The following is a 16,881-nucleotide window of genomic DNA, read 5'->3' as shown; positions in this document are numbered from 1 at the left end:
AACTTAAACGATGCACGATAAAACAAAAGGACTCCTTTTGTTTTATCTGACGGAGCAATTTTTCTCTATTCAGGGTGAAGGAAAATATGCCGGTGTGCCCTCCTATTTTCTACGGACCGGGGGATGTAACCTTTCCTGTCCCGGTTTTGCTGCCGCTTATGAAGTGGAGGGTGAAGTACGTTACGGCTGTGATACTTATTTTGCTGTAGACAGTGCCTATGCCAGGCAATGGAGCAAAGTACTTGAAAGTACTGTTCTGATAAAGCATCTGAAGCAGGAATTCAAAACCATAGGGTACAACCCGGATGTTGTTATTACAGGAGGGGAACCTTTGATGTACCATAGTGACAAAACATTTTATGAAGTAATCACATGGCTGGTGGAAGAAGGTATTCAGATCACCTTTGAGACAAACGGGACCATGAAGATCAATTTTGACCGGTACCCTGCGTACAAATCCTGTATTTTTGCGCTTTCCATAAAACTGGCTAACAGCGGGGAGCCTGCTTCCCGGCGTATTGTGCCCCAGGCACTTAAAAATATTCAAATCTCTTCCAAAGAGACATTTCTGAAATTCACTATTGACAAAGCTCTGGTTGAGACAAGTGCTTTTGACGAGATCAGTGAGATAAGAGAGATCCTGCCGGATCCGGAAGTGTTCTGTATGCCTGTAGGAGAAAGCAGAGACACGATATGGAGAAATGACAGAGCGGTCTTCGAGTTCTGTATGAAACACAATTTCCGGTACAGTGATAGGTTGCATATCCGGGTATTTGATACAACTCAGGGTGTATGATAATGTAGTAACACTATAACTTCAGTTTATTCCTATCGCTTTCAGAAAAAAAATATAGATTTGTCCCGGAAGCCATGCCGGGGTTTTAATCCGGCTCATTTACAAACGGTTTCCATAAATAAGATAAAATAATAAAAAACATAAGCTGTGAATATGATATAAGGTAAATTATATTCAAATCGGAGTAATATTATCTTTATTGACCCCAACAATACCGGATATTCGGTAATTTTATGACACACGTTTGGGTTAAATTGATTTGCAGGAGTATCAATGAAAGAGATCGTTAGAAAAGTTTTACCGTTAAGTTTAATTGTTGCCCTAAGGTTTTTCGGGTTGTTTATTGTCCTGTCCGTATTGTCACAGTATGCCAAAGATATTCAGGGAGGAACCGCATTTCTTGCGGGTATTGCCCTGGGTGGCTATGCTTTGACCCAGGCAGTGCTTCAGGTACCTTTTGGTGTAATGAGTGACAAGATCGGCCGTAAAAAGACTATTTTGTTCGGTTTGCTGCTTTTTGCGGCAGGTTCGGTTGTCGCGGCAATGGCTGACAATATCTATATCTTGCTTTTGGGACGTTTTCTCCAGGGGGCAGGTGCGATAGGTTCTGTTGTTACAGCGATGATCGCAGACCAGGTTCGAGAAGACCAGAGAGCCCATGCCATGGCGGTCATGGGTATGGTAATCGCAATGAGTTTTGCCGCTGCGATGATCATCGGGCCGCTCATGGCAGGGTATTTCAGTGTACCGTCCCTGTTCTGGCTGACAGCTATTTTATCTATCAGTGCGCTGGTTATCCTTTTTACAGCAGTACCGGAACCACCGAAGATCGTTCATCACTACAGTGAAGAAGAAGCAAAGATCAAACATGTTTTCAAAGACAAAGATCTGGTAAGAATGTATATTACGTTCCTTTTTCACAGCGGAACGATGGCGATCGCCTTTTTTATTATTCCTCTTGTGATGAAAGAGAAGTTCGATATGACCACCATGGATTACTGGAAAGTGTATCTGCCTGCCGTATTTTTCGGTATTCTTGCCATGGCTCCGGCTGCGATTTTCGGAGAAAAGTACAGTAAAGGGAAAGAAGTTTTCCTCACTTCCATCGGCTTTATTGTTGCCTCCTTTCTCTTAATGGGATTTGCAGGCAGGTTCATTTGGTTTGCAGTCGGCGCTACTTTCTTTTTCATCGGTTTCAATATGTTTGAACCTTTGCTTCAGAGTTTTGTCGCCAAGTTTGCCAAAGTACACCAAAAAGGTGCTGCTCTGGGTGTGGCAAATACTTTTGCGTATGTAGGAGTCTTCCTCGGCGGTGCGATCGGTGGTTGGATCTACGGACACTACAGTGCAGAAGGTGTCGCAGTCTTTGTTGTTATTCTTTCGGTATTTTGGACACTCTGGATCATCGGTATGCGAAATCCGGGGCTCAGGGCCAATCTTTTTTTAGATTTCGATACCTATGACAAAACAAAACTCCAGGGACTTAAAACGCTTGATGGGGTGACAGATTTCTATGTCAATGAAACGGAAGGTCTGATCGTGATCAAATATGATGCGGAAGAAGTCAATGAAGAACATATCAAAGCATTTCTCAAAGAAGAAGGTGCGGAAAAATGAAAGAGATCACACTTGAAACAAAAATAGCGGATCTTTTAAATAATTATGAGGGGATGAAAGATATCCTCATTAAGATTAATCCCAAATTTAAAAAATTGAATAATCCCGTTTTGAGACGTACCCTGGCAAAAATTGCAGGAGTCAGACAGGCAGCAGTTGTCGGTGGAATGGACCCTCTTGATCTGCTCAATCAGCTCAGAACGGCCGTCGGACAAACACCGGTCGATATGACAACGCCCCAAGGGGAAGTGGAAGCGGAAGAAGCACCGGAATGGATATTGAAAGAATCAAAACAGACACTCAATGCCAATGAGATACTTGATGAAGAACGCAACCCCCTGGCCGAACTGCATAAAGCACTCAAAGCAATAGCCGAGGGTGAGGTGATCACCATAGAAGCAGATTTTCAGCCGGAACCGCTGATGGATGAAATGCTGAAGGCGGGACATGAGGTTTTCTCCCGGGAGGTGGCACCAAATCATTTTATCACCTATATCAAAAAATAGATTATGCAGATAAAAACCTCATTTTCTGTTGTAATCCGTCTCATATTGTGGTTTGTCATGATCGTGGGAGGTACGGTATATGCTCTGCTCAAAGACTGGGGTACTCCGCTTTTTTCCAATATCTCTTTTCATATTTTCAGTGCTCTGTTCGGAATAGTGATACTCAAACTGGCATTCAATGCAGCGGGAAATGGCGGAAGAGAATTGACCAAAGGTCGTGTAGGGAATATTCCCCGTATGGAAACCAACCGGCTTGTCACCACGGGAATTTACAGCTGTATGCGGCATCCTATGCTGTTTGGTCTGACACTTCTGCCCCTGGGCTGGGCACTGCTGATTGGAAGTCCTACCTTCATTAGGCTGATTGCCCCTGCGGAGATGCTTTTTATCGTTTTTATGGTGATCATTTTTGAGGAGATGGAAGTGAAGAGAAAATTTGGTGAAGCATATAAATCGTATCGTAAAGAAGTACCTATGGTTTCCTTCAAGTTTGAGTGTTTAAGAAAACTTTTTAAAAACAAAGGGTAAAAATGCATTTTACCCTGAAGCAGATCGCTACGCCGCTGCTGGATATTAAACCCTATATAGAAAATTTTGATAAAGTAGAGACAGATGCAAGGTCGGGACGGATGCAGGCAAGCCTTGATGAGGTGAGCAGAAAAAAATCTGATGACAGATTCGTCCAGCACTAAGGCTTAAATAAGACTATTTTAGTCTTATTTAAGTAAAAGAGTACTATATTGATATAGCTTATACAATAGATTATTAAGGATTATAAAATGACTTTTTCAGATCAGGATATTTATGAAGCTGTAAAATATCATCTTCCCGCAGTAAAAGAATATGTCAATTCGCATGGCGGTGATATCAGGTTGCTTGGTGTCAAAGACGGGGGTGTTTATATTGAACTTACCGGTACCTGTCATGGCTGTTCCATGAGTTTGATGACAACCAAAATGGTCGTCCAGAAGAAGCTCAGAGAATTGATCCATCCGGAACTGTCGGTGATTAATGTCGATGGTACACCGGAGAATATATTGCCCGATACATACTATACCGAAGCAGAAAATGTTAAAGCAGATGCAGAAAAAAGCTGCCTTTGATGCTCTTCCCAAAGGAGAACAGCTGGCACGACGGAACGGATGTTTTAACTGTCATGCTCTGGACAAATCTGTGATAGCACCTTCTTTTGCACAGATTTCCAAAAGAGATGCCAAGGAAATAAGAGATACTATTAAGAATGGAAGTCAGGGTAAATGGAAAGGTTTTCATGTCATGATGCCTGCGTTTAAAAGCAGAATGACAGAGAAAGATCTGTATACCCTGCAGAAGTGGATAGGAACATGCAGCAGCAAAATACAAAAGGCAATACCTGCCGAGAATATAAAAGAAACCCCATGGAAGGTGAAACATGTTATTTGATCTGACACAGGACAAAGAGGTAAATGAGACATATAAACTGATGGCGCAGACCATTATTCCCCGACCCGTTGCATGGGTGGTGACGGAAGATGAGGAGGTAGTGAATATTGCTCCTTTTTCCTACTTCATAGGCTTGTCCTCCGACCCCGCTTCTGTGCTTATTTCGGTAGGGCATAAGCCTGACGGCAGCCCTAAAGATACGCTTGCCAATATACGTAAACATAAAAAATGTACCATCTGTATGGTAGAAGAGAAAGCACTTGAGAAAATGCATTTTTCTTCCAAAGGACTGGACAAAAAGGTGAGTGAGGCAGAAATTTTTTCCATCGAGACCGAAACACTGGCAGAGGGGTATCCCCCTATGATCAAAGGAGTACCCTGTGCCTATGTCTGCGAACTGAACCAGGAGATAGATCTTGGCGGAGGAACAACGATTCCTCTGGTTTTGAATGTCAAACAGATCTTTGTGGATGATGCCGTTATCACTGACAAAGAACAGTTGAGTATTTCTTTTTCCCCTGTGGCTCGTATAGGCAAGAGTTATGCCTTTCTGGGTGAGGAAATAGAAGCTCCGACAATACCCTGATTTAGATAAATACATAACAGGAAGGATAAAAATGACATTTTCAGACAAAGATATTTATGAAGCGGTCAAACATCATTTGCCGACAGTCAATGAGTATGTGGAATCCCACGGAGGGGCTATCCGGCTGCTTGGTGTGAAAGACGGTACGGTTTACATAGAACTGACCGGAACATGCCATGGCTGTGCCATGAGTCTGATGACGACAAAAATGGTCGTTCAGAAGAAGCTCAGAGAATTGATCCATCCGGAACTTGTCGTGGTCAATGTGGACGGCACACCGGAGAATGCCTTGCCTGAAATTTACTATTTTGATGAAAATGATACGGAGGAAGAGCTTGCAGAGACCAGCCTTTGGGACAAGGTCAAAGGTATTTTTGTCAAGGGTGCACAATAGAGGCGGGATTAAGCTATCTTCGTTAAAATCAAAACCATAGATCCAGACAAGAGGTACAGATGAGAATACGAAAACTCTTTAAATTTGAGAATGCACATATCGTGCGTGACTGCTCAACAAGGCGATGCAGTGAAAATATTCACGGGCACTCCTATAAAGTTGAAGTGCTGCTCGAATCGAACTATCTCGATGACGGGCAGATGGTGTATGATTTTGGATTGACCAAACGCTACATTAAGGAGCTTATAGATGCTTTTGACCATGGGATCACGCTTTGGAAAGAGGATGAAAGAACGTATCTTGAAGCGATGAAAGCACACAGCAGCCGCTGGATAGAATTGCCTGTCTCCCCTTCCGCCGAACAGTTTTCCCGTGTGATCTACCTGATGGTGGAACGTGTACTGGCATGCACGGAAATGCGTAACGGAGAGAAAGAGGTGAAACTGCACAGTATTATCGTGCATGAAACAGAAACAGGGTATGCGCAGGGGTTTGAAGAAGATGCCCACAGCGAACTGATGGGAAAGATCGCTTTGGAAGAGATCGTTTTTTCAGAGCAGATCCGCTCGGAGTGGAGTGATCCGGAGCTTTGGGAGCATCTTTTGAAACACCAAATGCTTGTCAATCCCAAAAAAGTATAAAAGAGGATATAATCCGCTTTACATTTAACATTACAGGAGTTTTTATATGGTAGCACAGATCATTGCAACACACAGCATTTTAGTCAAGGTTTTTCTGGTATTTATATTGGCAGGATTTTTTATTCCGAAAATGACATCCAAACACCCTTTGAAGTTTAGAAAAGCAAGTTTTATCTATACGATGATTTTTCAGGCCATCGCAACTATGATCGCGTTTACCGGGATTGTAGCTATGGTTGTAGGAAAATATGATTTTTCTCTCAGTATTATTTTAATGATCCTTATCTGGGCGGCATTGATGTTTATCGAGATCAAAAAGTACAAAGTAATTAAAACAACAGAGGTTGAAAATCCTGCCAAGCATGCTTTGCTTAAAAGCCTTTTTTACAAAATTTCAGCGGTAGAAGTTTTTCTGATTGTTGTGATGGTTGTCTTTAAGATCATGGAAGCCAAAGGTGCAATATCTTTATAATGAATCGGCAGGTACGCCGCAGCTGATACTTGAGGGTGATGATCATCGCTATATTTTCAGGGTACGCAGACACAAAACGGACGATACGCTGTATCTGCGCAACCTGAAAGACGGGTTGCTGTACCGTTACCGCATTGTATCTATGGATAAACGGACTGCCCTGCTGGTTTTGGAAGAGAGTACTGCTCTTGAAGTCAAAGCACGCAGGGTACTGCACATAGGCTGGTGTGTCATTGACCCCAAAAATATTGAAAAAGTGCTTCCCTCCCTCAATGAAATGGGAGTGGCAAAGATCACCTTCATTTACTGCCGGCGTTCACAGAAAAGTTTCAAACCGGACTTTAAACGTTTGGAAAAAATACTTTTGAACTCTTCACAGCAGTCCGGGCGTTCGGTTATGATGCAGCTTGAGATGGCAGAGAACCTGAAAGAGTTCAAAGAGCAATATCCGCAAAGTAAAATGTTGCATTTTTCCGAGAACAACTTTATTGGAAATAGCGGCCCTGGCACCATTGTGATAGGCTGTGAAGGCGGTTTTCATGAAGAAGAAGCAGCACTTTTTGACCAAGATGATATTATCGGTTTCGATACGCCTTTAATTCTGAAGAGTGAAAGTGCTGTATGTGCCGCGGCGTCAAAACTGCTGCTCTGAGTACCTGTTTAATTTTTTTTTAAAAGCAGTTGGGTATAATACTGCTCTTAAAACTGCTGTCTCGCTCCAGGAAGCGTTGCAGCGACCCGTATCTTCACGATGACGGAAGGGTCTGACGGCCGGAACAGGTTAGTTGCCTGTCACGCATGGTTCCCCCTCGGAGGGAAACCCACGCAAGCAATTGCGTCTAAAAATAACGATGAAAAGGTGTTAAAATGAGAAAAGGTATTCACCCTGAATATATGGAGTGTAAAGTAACATGTGCATGCGGCAACAAGTTCGAAGTAAGATCGAACAAACCGGAAATGTCTATCGATATCTGTAATGAATGTCACCCGTTCTTTACTGGTTCTGAGAAGATCCTCGATGCGGCAGGTAGAGTCGACAAGTTTAAGAAAAAATACAACCTCGGTTAATTTCTTTCTGATGTACTGCTCCGCGGAACGCGGAGCACAAAACCTGAACTTTCCTTCCCCTAAACCCCTAAAAGTAATACAATGCTCACATTTGTTCCAACCCCCATCGGAAATCCGCAGGATATCACTGTACGTGCTATGAAGCTTTTTGAAAAAGCAGAACTTTTTCTGTGTGAAGACACACGCCAGACCAAACGGCTTTTAAGACTGCTTGAAGAGCGGTTCGGTATGGTGTATCCCGAGGCAGAATTTCATTCTTTCAACGAACATAACGGCAGAGAAAGACTGAATGAATTCGGAGACAGTCTGCCGGACAGAGAAGTAGTGTATGTGAGTGATGCCGGTATGCCTGTCATTTCCGATCCGGGGCAGTTGTTAGTGGCATACTGTCAGCAAAACAATATTATGTATGATGTGCTTCCGGGTGCTTCCGCCGTGACTACTGCCTATGCCGCATCGGGATTTGAAGAGGGAAAATTCCTTTTTTATGCCTTTTTGCCCCACAAGGGCAAAGAGCGAAGCAGTGCATTGAGTGAAGCCATGAACAACGGGTACAATACCGTACTTTACGAAGCGCCCCACCGTTTGGAAAAATTGTTGGATGAAATCGTCTCAATAGATGAAGAACGTGAACTTTTTATGGCAAAAGAGATCAGTAAGAAATATCAGCATTACTACAGGGGAAGTGCCGGAACGCTGCGGGATGCGTTTCAGACCATAACGATACGGGGTGAGTGGGTTGTGGTCATCAAAGCGAAAAAAAGTCTGCACAAATCTCTCAGTTTCGATGAAGTATTTACCCTCGATCTGCCGCCCAAGATCAAGGCAAAGTTGTTGGCCCAGCTTAGCGACAGGCCGGTCAAAGAGTGGTATCAAAGTTTAATCCAAAAATAGTACACGCAGATTTCAAGTAAAAATTGGATAAAATCTACCTTATGATTATTTATGGAAAGCAGGTGTGCCTCTATGCTTTGGAGAAACACCCAGAGACCGTCAGTACTGTTTATGTTGCCAAAAAGGGCATCTTGCCGCAAAAGCTTTTTCATCAGTTCCATGACAAGATAAAGTTTCTTGAAGAGAAATGGGCGCAGTCCATGAGCAAGGGCGGAAACCACCAGGGGCTGCTTCTGGAGATCAGCGAGCTTGAACAGCCTGCACTTTCAGCAGTGAAACGTGAAGATTTCCTTGTTATATTTGACGGACTGACAGATGTAGGAAACATGGGTGCGATCGTACGCAGTGCTTATGCCCTGGGGGCCGATGCCGTAATCGCCACAGGGGTCAGGCAGTTGAATGCGGAAGCAATAGTACGGAGCAGTTCGGGGGCACTTCTCGATATGCCGTTCCTCATCATTCCCAACATACTTGATGTCTGCAATGAACTTCACCAGGTAGGTTTCAAGCTGTATGGCGCAGCGATGGAAGGCGAAGCGGTACAATCGATGGAGTTCGAGCGTAAACGGGCACTGATACTGGGAAGTGAAGGAAAAGGGCTTTCAAAAAAGGCACAGGGGAAAATAGATCATTTGGTTTCGATTGAAATGAAACATGCATTTGACTCTTTGAATGTCAGTGCCGCCGCCGCAATTTTAATACACAGGATGGGTTATGCAGTTAAATGAGTTACTTGAAGAAAACAGTACAAAAACGATAAGTCAAAAAACCAAAATCTCGGAAGATAATATTGAATATCTTATGAATAATGATTTCGGTGCCATCAAAAAAGTAAAGACTTTGGGATTTATCTCTATTCTCGAAAGAGAATACCATATAGACCTGAGCAAGTTGAGAGAGGATGCTCTTGCCTACTATGCCGAGCATGATAAGAATGAGAATGTGACGCTCGGTCTGCCTATAGTTGTGGAAGAAAAGAGCGGCAGATCCAAGTGGCTTTGGCTGCTTGTCGCAATTCTTTTAGGCTATGCATCCTGGTATTTCCTTACCCAGTTTGATCAGTCCCAGCTGAAAAGCCTGCTTCCTTTCAATGAATCCAAAAGTATGGACAGTATAGCTCCTGACAACACAGTAAATACAAATGAACCACTCAGTATTAAAGAGGCAATAGATACAGAAAAGAGTACCGTTGCAGTACCTGAGCATGAGAATGAACAAAACAATTCAGAAAAATGATTAAGAGAGAAAAGAATGTTTAACGAAATACAATTTGAAAAGATAAACCGATTGCCGAAATATCTTTTTGCAGAGATCAATGAGTTAAAAATGGACTTGAGGCGGAAAGGGCAGGATATTATCGATTTTTCCATGGGAAATCCGGATGCAGATACACCGCAGCCTATCATTGACAAACTCTGCGAAGTAGCAAACCGTTCCAAAACGCACGGCTACAGCGCCAGTAAAGGGATATATAAACTGCGACTGGCCATGAGTGACTGGTATAAAAGAAAGTACAATGCAGATCTTGATCCGGATACCGAGATCGTTGCGACCATGGGAAGCAAAGAAGGATATGTCCACCTGGTACAGGCTATTTCCAATCCCGGAGATGTGGCCATCGTACCGGACCCTACCTATCCAATCCATTCACAGGCATTTATTCTCGCAGGCGCAAATGTCGAAAAAATGCAGCTGATCTTCGATGAGGAGACATTTGAAGTGGATGAAAACCGTTTCTTCTCAGATCTTGAAGAGGCCCTGGACAATTCCGTCCCTCAGGCAAAGTTCCTTGTAGTGAATTTTCCGCACAATCCGACCACGGCGACGGTAACGCCTCAGTTCTATGAAAGACTGGTAGCCCTGGCCAGAGAGAAGCGTTTCTATATCATCTCTGATATTGCTTATGCGGATATTACTTTTGACGGATACAGAACACCTTCCATCATGGCGGTTAAAGGTGCCAAAGAAGTGGCAGTTGAATCCTATACACTTTCAAAGTCTTACAATATGGCAGGCTGGAGAGTCGGTTTTGTGGTGGGAAACAAAAAACTTATCGGTGCCCTCCAGTCGATCAAATCCTGGCTTGACTACGGTATGTTCACCCCTATTCAGGTGGCAGCTACCGTAGCACTGAACGAGCATTACAACGTGCCTGATGAACAGATCATTCCTCTTTATGCAAAAAGACGTGATGTTATGGTCAAAGCCTTTACCAATGCGGGCTGGCCTCTGGCAAAACCAAATGCTTCGATGTTTATTTGGGGAAAGATCCCCGAAGTGGCAAGAGAAATGGGGTCTCTGGAGTTTTCGAAACAACTGCTTCTGCATGCAGGGGTGGCAGTGAGTCCGGGTATAGGATTCGGAAAATATGGTGACCAGTATGTACGCATCGCCCTGATAGAAAACGAGAAGCGTATCCGTCAGGCTGCAAGAAACATAAAGAAGTTCCTCAAAGAACTTGAAACTGGAAATCCGGAAAAAAAGTGAAAGAGTCATAATATGGTAAAAATAGGAATTCTCGGTGTAGGAACTGTGGGAGCAAGTGTTGCAAAGATACTTGAAGAGAACGGTGATATTATCGAAGCGCGTGCAGGAAAAAAGATTGTTGTCAAATCAGGTGTCGTTAAAAATCTCGGTAAAAAAAGAGATGTTTCGATTCTTTTAAGCGATAATCCGAATGATGTAATAGATGATCCTGAAATCGATATTGTGGTTGAACTGATGGGGGGGGTGGAAGAGCCCTATGCGCTGGTTAAAAGAGCGCTTGAGAATGGTAAAGCGGTCGTCACTGCGAACAAAGCCCTGCTTGCCTATCACCGTTATGAACTTCAGGAGATCGCAGGGGATATTCCTTTGATGTATGAAGCGAGTACGGCAGGAGGTATTCCTGTGATCGGTGCTCTGCGCAGCGGTCTTTCCGCAAATCATATTGACTCTATCCAGGGGATTATGAACGGCACCTGCAACTACATGCTTACCAAGATGATCAATGAAGGCGCACAGTATGACGAAATACTCAAAGAGGCACAGGAACTGGGATATGCCGAAGCAGATCCTACCTTTGATGTCGGCGGTTTTGATGCTTCGCACAAATTGCTGATCCTTGCTTCTATTGCCTACGGACTGGATGCAAAACCTGAAGATATTCTGATAGAAGGCATCGAAAATATTACGCAGACCGATGTGGCATTCGCAAAAGAGTTCGGCTATGAGATCAAACTGCTGGGTATCGCCAAAAAAGTAGGAAAAGGGGTAGAGCTTCGTGTGCATGCGACGATGATACCTTCGGAGAGTATGATCGCCAAAGTAGACGGCGTTATGAATGCCGTGACTGTGGTGGGTGACAGAGTCGGTGAAACGATGTACTACGGTCCCGGTGCAGGCGGGGATGCGACAGCTTCAGCGGTCATTGCCGATATCGTAGACATCGTCCGGGGAAATAACGGTCCGATGCTCGGGTACAAACGGGGGCTGGAAAGCGGGCTCAAGCTGCTGAGCAGAGATGCCATAGTGACACAATACTATATCAGACTGGAAGTCGATGACCAGAGCGGTGTATTGGCTGTTATTACTTCGACACTCGGTGAGTTTGGTATCTCCATAGAGTCCATGCTGCAGAAACCGACCAGGGACGAGCGTATTGCCAAACTGCTCTTTACGACACACAAGACCCAGGAGAGCAAGATGCAGGATGCCATCACAGCGCTCAAGGCGCTTGCGGTGGTGCATGGGAATGTGGCGATGATGAGAATCGAGAAATAAGGAAACAATATGGCAAAAGACCATTATTTTGATATCACGGCAAAGCTTGATATGATGGAGATGAAGAATGCGATCGTCATGGCGCAGAAAGAGGTCGCGACACGTTTTGACTTCAAAGGGGTCAAGGCGGAAATTGACTTGAATGAACAGGCAAAAACCCTCTCTCTGAGTTCTTCAAGCGATCAGAAGATCGATGCACTTAAAGATATTCTTATTTCCAAGCTTATTAAAAGAGGGATTGCGGGAAAATCACTCGAAGAGGTAAAGACAGAAGGTATCTCAGGCGGTAACACAAAAGTGGTCTATCGTATAGTAGATACCATAGACAAAGAAGAGGCGAAGCAGATCGTGAAGGCGATCAAAGCGATGAAAGTAAAAGTAAGCCCTTCCATTCAGGGTGATGAAGTACGTGTAAGCGGAAAGAAGATAGATGATCTTCAGGCGGTAATGGCTGAAGTGAAGACGCTTGATCTTAAAGCACCGCTTGTTTTCGGAAACTTCAAGTAGTATTGCAGGGTGTTGTCGCAGGACAACACCCTATATTTTACGAACAGTGTCCACCACCGCAACACCCTGAATGCGTTTTTGCTTTTTCATTGACTGCTATTTGAAAGTTGTGGCCATCTTCACTGAATATAAAATCATGTTTCTGGCAAAACGCTTCGTTCATGAAATTCACCATATTCATGGCTTCTATAAGCGCATCATCTTTATCCTCAAAACTTTGGTTGTTTTCAAGATCACTCTTTTTGAAACATCCACACTCTTTTTCTATATTAATTGTAAACATATTTATCCTTTTTGATATAATTGTCTTCAACAATAACGAGATGGGCTTAAGAAAACTTGATTTTAAGCCTAAATAGGATAACTTTACTCCTATTTAGTAAAAAAGAAGCATTTTGATCAAAAAGGCACAATATGACAAAGAAACATGAGAGAGAAGAGATTGAGAGTGTATGTACCTATTGTGGTGTAGGATGTGACATTACAGGCGTGGTTGAGGACAATAAGATTGTTAAGATCTTTGCTCAAAAAGACGGTGTGGTCTCTGAGGGTAAACTCTGCATTAAAGGAAAGTACGGGTATGACTTCGTCGATGCCAAAGACCGTATTCGTGAACCGCGTATCAAAAAAACTTTTTTAGACAAAAATCCGGCTATTCAAAAAGCTGTAGCTGACAAAATAATAGAGTTTGACTCTGCCTATGTGACCTGTGATCTTGATACGGCTACGACCATTGCTGCGATGAAACTCTCCGAGATCAAGAAACAGTATGGAGGTGACAGTTTCTGTGCCATCGGCGGGGCAAGAACTTCCTGTGAATCTGCCTACGCATTTCAGAAATTCTGCCGTGAGACAATGGACTCTCCCCATGTAGACAACTGTGCCAGAGTTTGCCACTCTCCCAGTCTTAAGGGTATGAGAGCAACGATGGGCGAAGGGGCAGCGACCAATCCCTACAACGATATTTATGAGGCAGAATTCATGATCGTGATCGGTTCCAATACAATGGAAGCGCACCCGATCATCGCAAACCGCATCGTAGATATGGCCAAAAAATACAACAATCTTGCAGTGATCGATGTACGTGAAACAAAGATGGCAAGACTGGCCAAACATCATTGTGTGATCCCCTACGAGGCAAATCTCCTTGTGCTCAATATGATGGCTTATGTGATCATTGAGGAAGAATTGTATGATGAAAGTTTCATTAATAACCGGACTAAAGGGTTTGATGCGTTCAAAGACCATATATTGAATGATCCCTATGCCAATCCGGATTTCTTCAAAGAAGTGGAAGGGTATGAATATCTTGCCAAAATGATTCCCAACATCGCCAGAGAATACGCAGTCAAAAAATCGATGATCTTCTGGGGTCTGGGTATTACCGAACATTTGGACGGCTCCTATGCGGTCATGGCTATTACCCATCTTGCTTTGATGACAGGGAATGTTGGAAAAACAGGTGCAGGGCTGATGCCACTTCGCGGACAGAACAATGTACAGGGAGCCTGTGATATGGGCTGTTTGCCGTATTTTGCGCCCGATTATCAAAAGCCGAAAACAGAGGGTCTGATGACACCGCAGCTGATGGATGCCATGATGGAAGGAAAGATCAAGGCACTCTTGAATATGGGAGAAGACATTGTACATATTCATCCCAATGTCAATAAAACGGAAAAAGCCATTGCCCAGCTTGAATTTATTATGAGCCAGGAACTCTTTATGACAGAGATCGCACAAAAAGCAGATATCGTGATAGGGGTACGGTCTGCCTATGAGAAGACGGGAGTGTATGTCAATGCCATGCGCAGACTGCATCTTTCCCAGCCTTTGGTCAAAAGTGATCTTCCGGATGATTGGGAAGTATTGAGAGAGATGGCCAAAAAACTTGGAGATGAAGATAATTTCGATTTCAAGACGTCTGAAGATGTATGGAACGAAGTCAGAGAAGTGGCACCGAGGCGTTTTTCCGGTGCAGCGTATTACCGTTTGGCACGCCACAGAAAAAGAGGAATGCAATGGCCGATCTATCATGAAGACACTCCCGTACTGCACCTGCTTGATTTTCGTACAGAAGACGGATTGGGGAAATATGTCTACAAACAGTATGAGCCAAGAGGTATGGTGCAGGAGATAGTGGAGAAGAAGTTCTATAATGATTCACTGGAAGGGTACTATCTGACAACAGGCCGCACCCTGGCACATTACAACAATGCAGCCCAGACCAAAAGGAGTTCCAAACTCGATACGAAATATGATGAAGATGTTCTCCTCGCACCGCTTGAAGATGAAGAGAAGTTCGGTGACAAAGTAATATTGAAGAGTGAATACGGCGAAAGCGAAGCCCTGACAGTCAAATATACGAACAAAGTAAGGGCAAAAACACTTTTCTGTACCTTCCATCATGCCAAAAGCCGCATCAATGCTCTCTTCGGAGATGAATGTGACGAACTGATCTTCACCGCCAGATTCAAATCTGTGAAGGTGGATGTTGTCCCCGTGGGTGACGAGATCGCGTGTAGTTAAGTATTTTCCTTATAAAACCTTCCATATGGAACATTTTATAAGGTTTTGAAATGGATGTTACATATTTATGGTCCATAAACGTCGCTACAACAATAAACGTTATAAAATATGTTAGATTATAAGGTTTTAGTTTTTAATTCGAATTATCTCTTTTAGCATATCAACGTTTAGTATTATCAAACTGATACACAACTCCTGATTCATATTCTTCAACCAACTTTCCAAAACACTCCGCTATTTCTTTCATCGTTTTGATATTGGGTTCAATATATATTTTGTTCTTGCTTTTGGTCATCGTGATGATCTTGGCATCTTTCATCTCTTTGAGATGTCGTGAGATTGTCGGTAGGGCAAAATCAAACTGTTCGGCAATACTGGTCACACAGGTGGCTTGTGCGATAATATCGTCTTTGGGCTGACTGTCGTCTATGGAACAGGCGTAACCGCCCGTAAATATATTCTTGAATATCTTAAATCGTGTTTCATTTCCCAGGGCTTTAAAAATTTTAATTTTATCTTCCATATTTAACATAGTGTCACCCCACAGTAATTTTGATAAATTATAGCAAAAATAAATCTATTTAGCAATTTAGATAATTAACTACAGTTTAAGAAATATCTATGTAGTATAACAAAGCTATTTAGCTTATTTGCTAATAAAAAGGAAAATCTATTGAATAATAAAAAAATACTGGCAGTCATTACTGCCACCATTGCAGCATCCTTATGTTGTATTACCCCTGTGTTGGCAGTACTTGCAGGTTCGAGTACTTTGGCTTCTTCATTTTCATGGCTGGCACCTTACCATAGTTATCTGGTCTGGTTCACAGTTTTGGTACTGCTCTATGCATGGTATGACAAATTGAAGCCTTCAAAAGAGATTGACTGTGACTGTGATGCAAAAACAGGTTTTTTCTCAAGTAAAAAATTTCTGGCTATTGTGACAGTTTTTTCTGTCATCATGCTCTCCTTTCCTCAATGGGGCAATAAAGTGTTCGATACTGCACCCAGTGCGGAAAGTTGCGCAAGTGGCGCCTGCGAGAGTACAGTTGGTCAAGAGAAAACAACAGTAAAAGAGGCAAAGTTCAAGACTGCTGCAGTTGCTTCTGCAAAAATGGGGGCAGGTTGTCAGACAAAGTCTGATTGCAATGCAAAACCATTTAAAAATGCCATCAAAAGACCTGAATCAAAAAAGCCGACAGATGAAAAGGCATTGACAGTATTTAAGTATATGCAGAATGAAAAACTCCATCCTACACCCTATAAACAAAAAGCCTGTACAGGTTATGGTCGTCCGGAAATAGACGGGATGATGGCTGATGCCAGAAGCAAAGTGGAAGAGATGTCTCCGATCGTATTGAAAAAGATGATAGACAATGAAGATGAATTCATCCTGCTTGACGTCAGAGAAGTGGCACAGCGCTCTGAAGGTGAGATCTATGCCGATGATGTCGTGCAAATGACAAGGGGTGATCTTGAATTTATGATCATGAACAAAATCAAAAACAAAGATGCGGTGATCGTGACTTACGATCGTACAGGAGGGAGAGGGCTCTTGGCTGCAGAAACTTTGAAAGAAATGGGCTACAACAATGTCTATACACTCAAAGGCGGTCTGAAAGCCTGGGCAAAAGCAGGTTTGCCTTTTGATTCCGGTCTGGGTATTGTAGTAAAAGTGGAGGATGAATAA

General features: G+C 43.1%; 23 protein-coding genes. 21 read left to right on the top strand and 2 right to left on the bottom strand.

What is annotated here, in order from left to right; all coding sequences use genetic code 11:
• Window positions 1-37: 37 nt before the first annotated feature.
• From F8L24_RS05155 to F8L24_RS05065, 19 genes are all read left to right on the top strand, one after another.
• A complete protein-coding gene (locus tag F8L24_RS05155; RefSeq protein ID WP_294952662.1) occupies window positions 38-796 on the top strand; it encodes a 7-carboxy-7-deazaguanine synthase QueE in 759 nt (252 codons plus the stop codon).
• Between the two features lie 273 nt (window positions 797-1,069).
• The gene (locus F8L24_RS05150; RefSeq protein WP_365937972.1) at window positions 1,070-2,413 is read left to right on the top strand and encodes an MFS transporter; all 1,344 of its coding nucleotides are present in this window, start codon (window positions 1,070-1,072) and stop codon (window positions 2,411-2,413) included.
• Window positions 2,410-2,919, top strand: coding sequence for a DUF1858 domain-containing protein (locus F8L24_RS05145; protein ID WP_294952659.1), 510 nt, complete (start codon window positions 2,410-2,412; stop codon window positions 2,917-2,919). The genes F8L24_RS05150 and F8L24_RS05145 overlap by 4 nt, the downstream gene beginning before the upstream one ends.
• A 3-nt stretch (window positions 2,920-2,922) precedes the next feature.
• A complete protein-coding gene (locus F8L24_RS05140; RefSeq protein ID WP_294952656.1) occupies window positions 2,923-3,447 on the top strand; it encodes an isoprenylcysteine carboxylmethyltransferase family protein in 525 nt (174 codons plus the stop codon).
• A 2-nt stretch (window positions 3,448-3,449) separates the two neighbouring features.
• Entirely contained in the window at window positions 3,450-3,611 is a 162-nt protein-coding gene (locus F8L24_RS05135) for a hypothetical protein (protein WP_294952653.1), read from the top strand.
• Window positions 3,612-3,698: 87 nt separating this feature from the next.
• Complete coding sequence (locus F8L24_RS05130) at window positions 3,699-4,022, top strand: NifU family protein (protein WP_294952650.1); 324 nt, start codon at window positions 3,699-3,701, stop codon at window positions 4,020-4,022.
• Window positions 3,988-4,341 carry a cytochrome c gene (locus F8L24_RS05125; protein WP_294952647.1) on the top strand — a complete coding sequence of 118 codons (354 nt, stop codon included), beginning with the start codon at window positions 3,988-3,990 and terminating at the stop codon, window positions 4,339-4,341. Before F8L24_RS05130 ends, F8L24_RS05125 begins: the two co-directional genes overlap by 35 nt.
• Window positions 4,331-4,927: a flavin reductase family protein gene (locus tag F8L24_RS05120; protein ID WP_294952644.1), complete on the top strand. Its 597-nt coding sequence runs from the start codon at window positions 4,331-4,333 to the stop codon at window positions 4,925-4,927. The genes F8L24_RS05125 and F8L24_RS05120 overlap by 11 nt, the downstream gene beginning before the upstream one ends.
• Before the next feature lie 31 nt (window positions 4,928-4,958).
• Window positions 4,959-5,321, top strand: coding sequence for a NifU family protein (locus F8L24_RS05115; protein ID WP_294952642.1), 363 nt, complete (start codon window positions 4,959-4,961; stop codon window positions 5,319-5,321).
• A 59-nt stretch (window positions 5,322-5,380) separates the two neighbouring features.
• Window positions 5,381-5,962: a 6-pyruvoyl tetrahydropterin synthase family protein gene (locus F8L24_RS05110; RefSeq protein ID WP_294952640.1), complete on the top strand. Its 582-nt coding sequence runs from the start codon at window positions 5,381-5,383 to the stop codon at window positions 5,960-5,962.
• Between the two features lie 46 nt (window positions 5,963-6,008).
• Window positions 6,009-6,434, top strand: coding sequence for a hypothetical protein (locus F8L24_RS05105; protein ID WP_294952638.1), 426 nt, complete (start codon window positions 6,009-6,011; stop codon window positions 6,432-6,434).
• Entirely contained in the window at window positions 6,418-7,086 is a 669-nt protein-coding gene (locus F8L24_RS05100) for a 16S rRNA (uracil(1498)-N(3))-methyltransferase (RefSeq protein WP_294952636.1), read from the top strand. Before F8L24_RS05105 ends, F8L24_RS05100 begins: the two co-directional genes overlap by 17 nt.
• A gap of 215 nt (window positions 7,087-7,301) precedes the next feature.
• Window positions 7,302-7,502 carry a 50S ribosomal protein L31 gene (gene rpmE, locus F8L24_RS05095; protein ID WP_011979913.1) on the top strand — a complete coding sequence of 67 codons (201 nt, stop codon included), beginning with the start codon at window positions 7,302-7,304 and terminating at the stop codon, window positions 7,500-7,502.
• 81 nt (window positions 7,503-7,583) lie between these two features.
• On the top strand, window positions 7,584-8,396 hold the full coding sequence (gene rsmI / locus F8L24_RS05090) for a 16S rRNA (cytidine(1402)-2'-O)-methyltransferase (protein ID WP_294952630.1): 813 nt from the start codon (window positions 7,584-7,586) through the stop codon (window positions 8,394-8,396).
• A gap of 41 nt (window positions 8,397-8,437) precedes the next feature.
• On the top strand, window positions 8,438-9,124 hold the full coding sequence (gene rlmB / locus F8L24_RS05085) for a 23S rRNA (guanosine(2251)-2'-O)-methyltransferase RlmB (protein WP_294953003.1): 687 nt from the start codon (window positions 8,438-8,440) through the stop codon (window positions 9,122-9,124).
• Entirely contained in the window at window positions 9,111-9,632 is a 522-nt protein-coding gene (locus F8L24_RS05080) for a hypothetical protein (RefSeq protein WP_294952627.1), read from the top strand. Before rlmB ends, F8L24_RS05080 begins: the two co-directional genes overlap by 14 nt.
• A 15-nt stretch (window positions 9,633-9,647) precedes the next feature.
• Entirely contained in the window at window positions 9,648-10,883 is a 1,236-nt protein-coding gene (locus F8L24_RS05075) for an LL-diaminopimelate aminotransferase (RefSeq protein WP_294952624.1), read from the top strand.
• A 12-nt stretch (window positions 10,884-10,895) separates the two neighbouring features.
• The gene (locus F8L24_RS05070) at window positions 10,896-12,158 is read left to right on the top strand and encodes a homoserine dehydrogenase (protein ID WP_294952621.1); all 1,263 of its coding nucleotides are present in this window, start codon (window positions 10,896-10,898) and stop codon (window positions 12,156-12,158) included.
• Window positions 12,159-12,167: 9 nt separating this feature from the next.
• Window positions 12,168-12,665 carry a YajQ family cyclic di-GMP-binding protein gene (locus tag F8L24_RS05065; protein WP_294952618.1) on the top strand — a complete coding sequence of 166 codons (498 nt, stop codon included), beginning with the start codon at window positions 12,168-12,170 and terminating at the stop codon, window positions 12,663-12,665.
• Between the two features lie 37 nt (window positions 12,666-12,702).
• Here F8L24_RS05065 and F8L24_RS05060 read toward each other — a convergent pair whose 3' ends face one another.
• Window positions 12,703-12,948 carry a hypothetical protein gene (locus F8L24_RS05060; protein WP_294952615.1) on the bottom strand — a complete coding sequence of 82 codons (246 nt, stop codon included), beginning with the start codon at window positions 12,946-12,948 and terminating at the stop codon, window positions 12,703-12,705.
• 131 nt (window positions 12,949-13,079) lie between these two features.
• Between F8L24_RS05060 and F8L24_RS05055 the strand changes: the two genes are divergently transcribed.
• Window positions 13,080-15,191: a molybdopterin-dependent oxidoreductase gene (locus tag F8L24_RS05055; RefSeq protein ID WP_294952612.1), complete on the top strand. Its 2,112-nt coding sequence runs from the start codon at window positions 13,080-13,082 to the stop codon at window positions 15,189-15,191.
• A 160-nt stretch (window positions 15,192-15,351) separates the two neighbouring features.
• Here F8L24_RS05055 and F8L24_RS05050 read toward each other — a convergent pair whose 3' ends face one another.
• Window positions 15,352-15,723 carry an ArsR family transcriptional regulator gene (locus F8L24_RS05050; protein ID WP_294952609.1) on the bottom strand — a complete coding sequence of 124 codons (372 nt, stop codon included), beginning with the start codon at window positions 15,721-15,723 and terminating at the stop codon, window positions 15,352-15,354.
• A 141-nt stretch (window positions 15,724-15,864) separates the two neighbouring features.
• Between F8L24_RS05050 and F8L24_RS05045 the strand changes: the two genes are divergently transcribed.
• Window positions 15,865-16,881 (top strand): rhodanese-like domain-containing protein, encoded by a 1,017-nt coding sequence (locus F8L24_RS05045; protein WP_294952606.1) that lies wholly within the window; start codon window positions 15,865-15,867, stop codon window positions 16,879-16,881.

It is taken from the genome of Sulfurovum sp. (assembly GCF_015493435.1).
GTDB lineage: Bacteria > Campylobacterota > Campylobacteria > Campylobacterales > Sulfurovaceae > Sulfurovum.
This window is presented reverse-complemented; position numbering and strand designations above follow the sequence as displayed.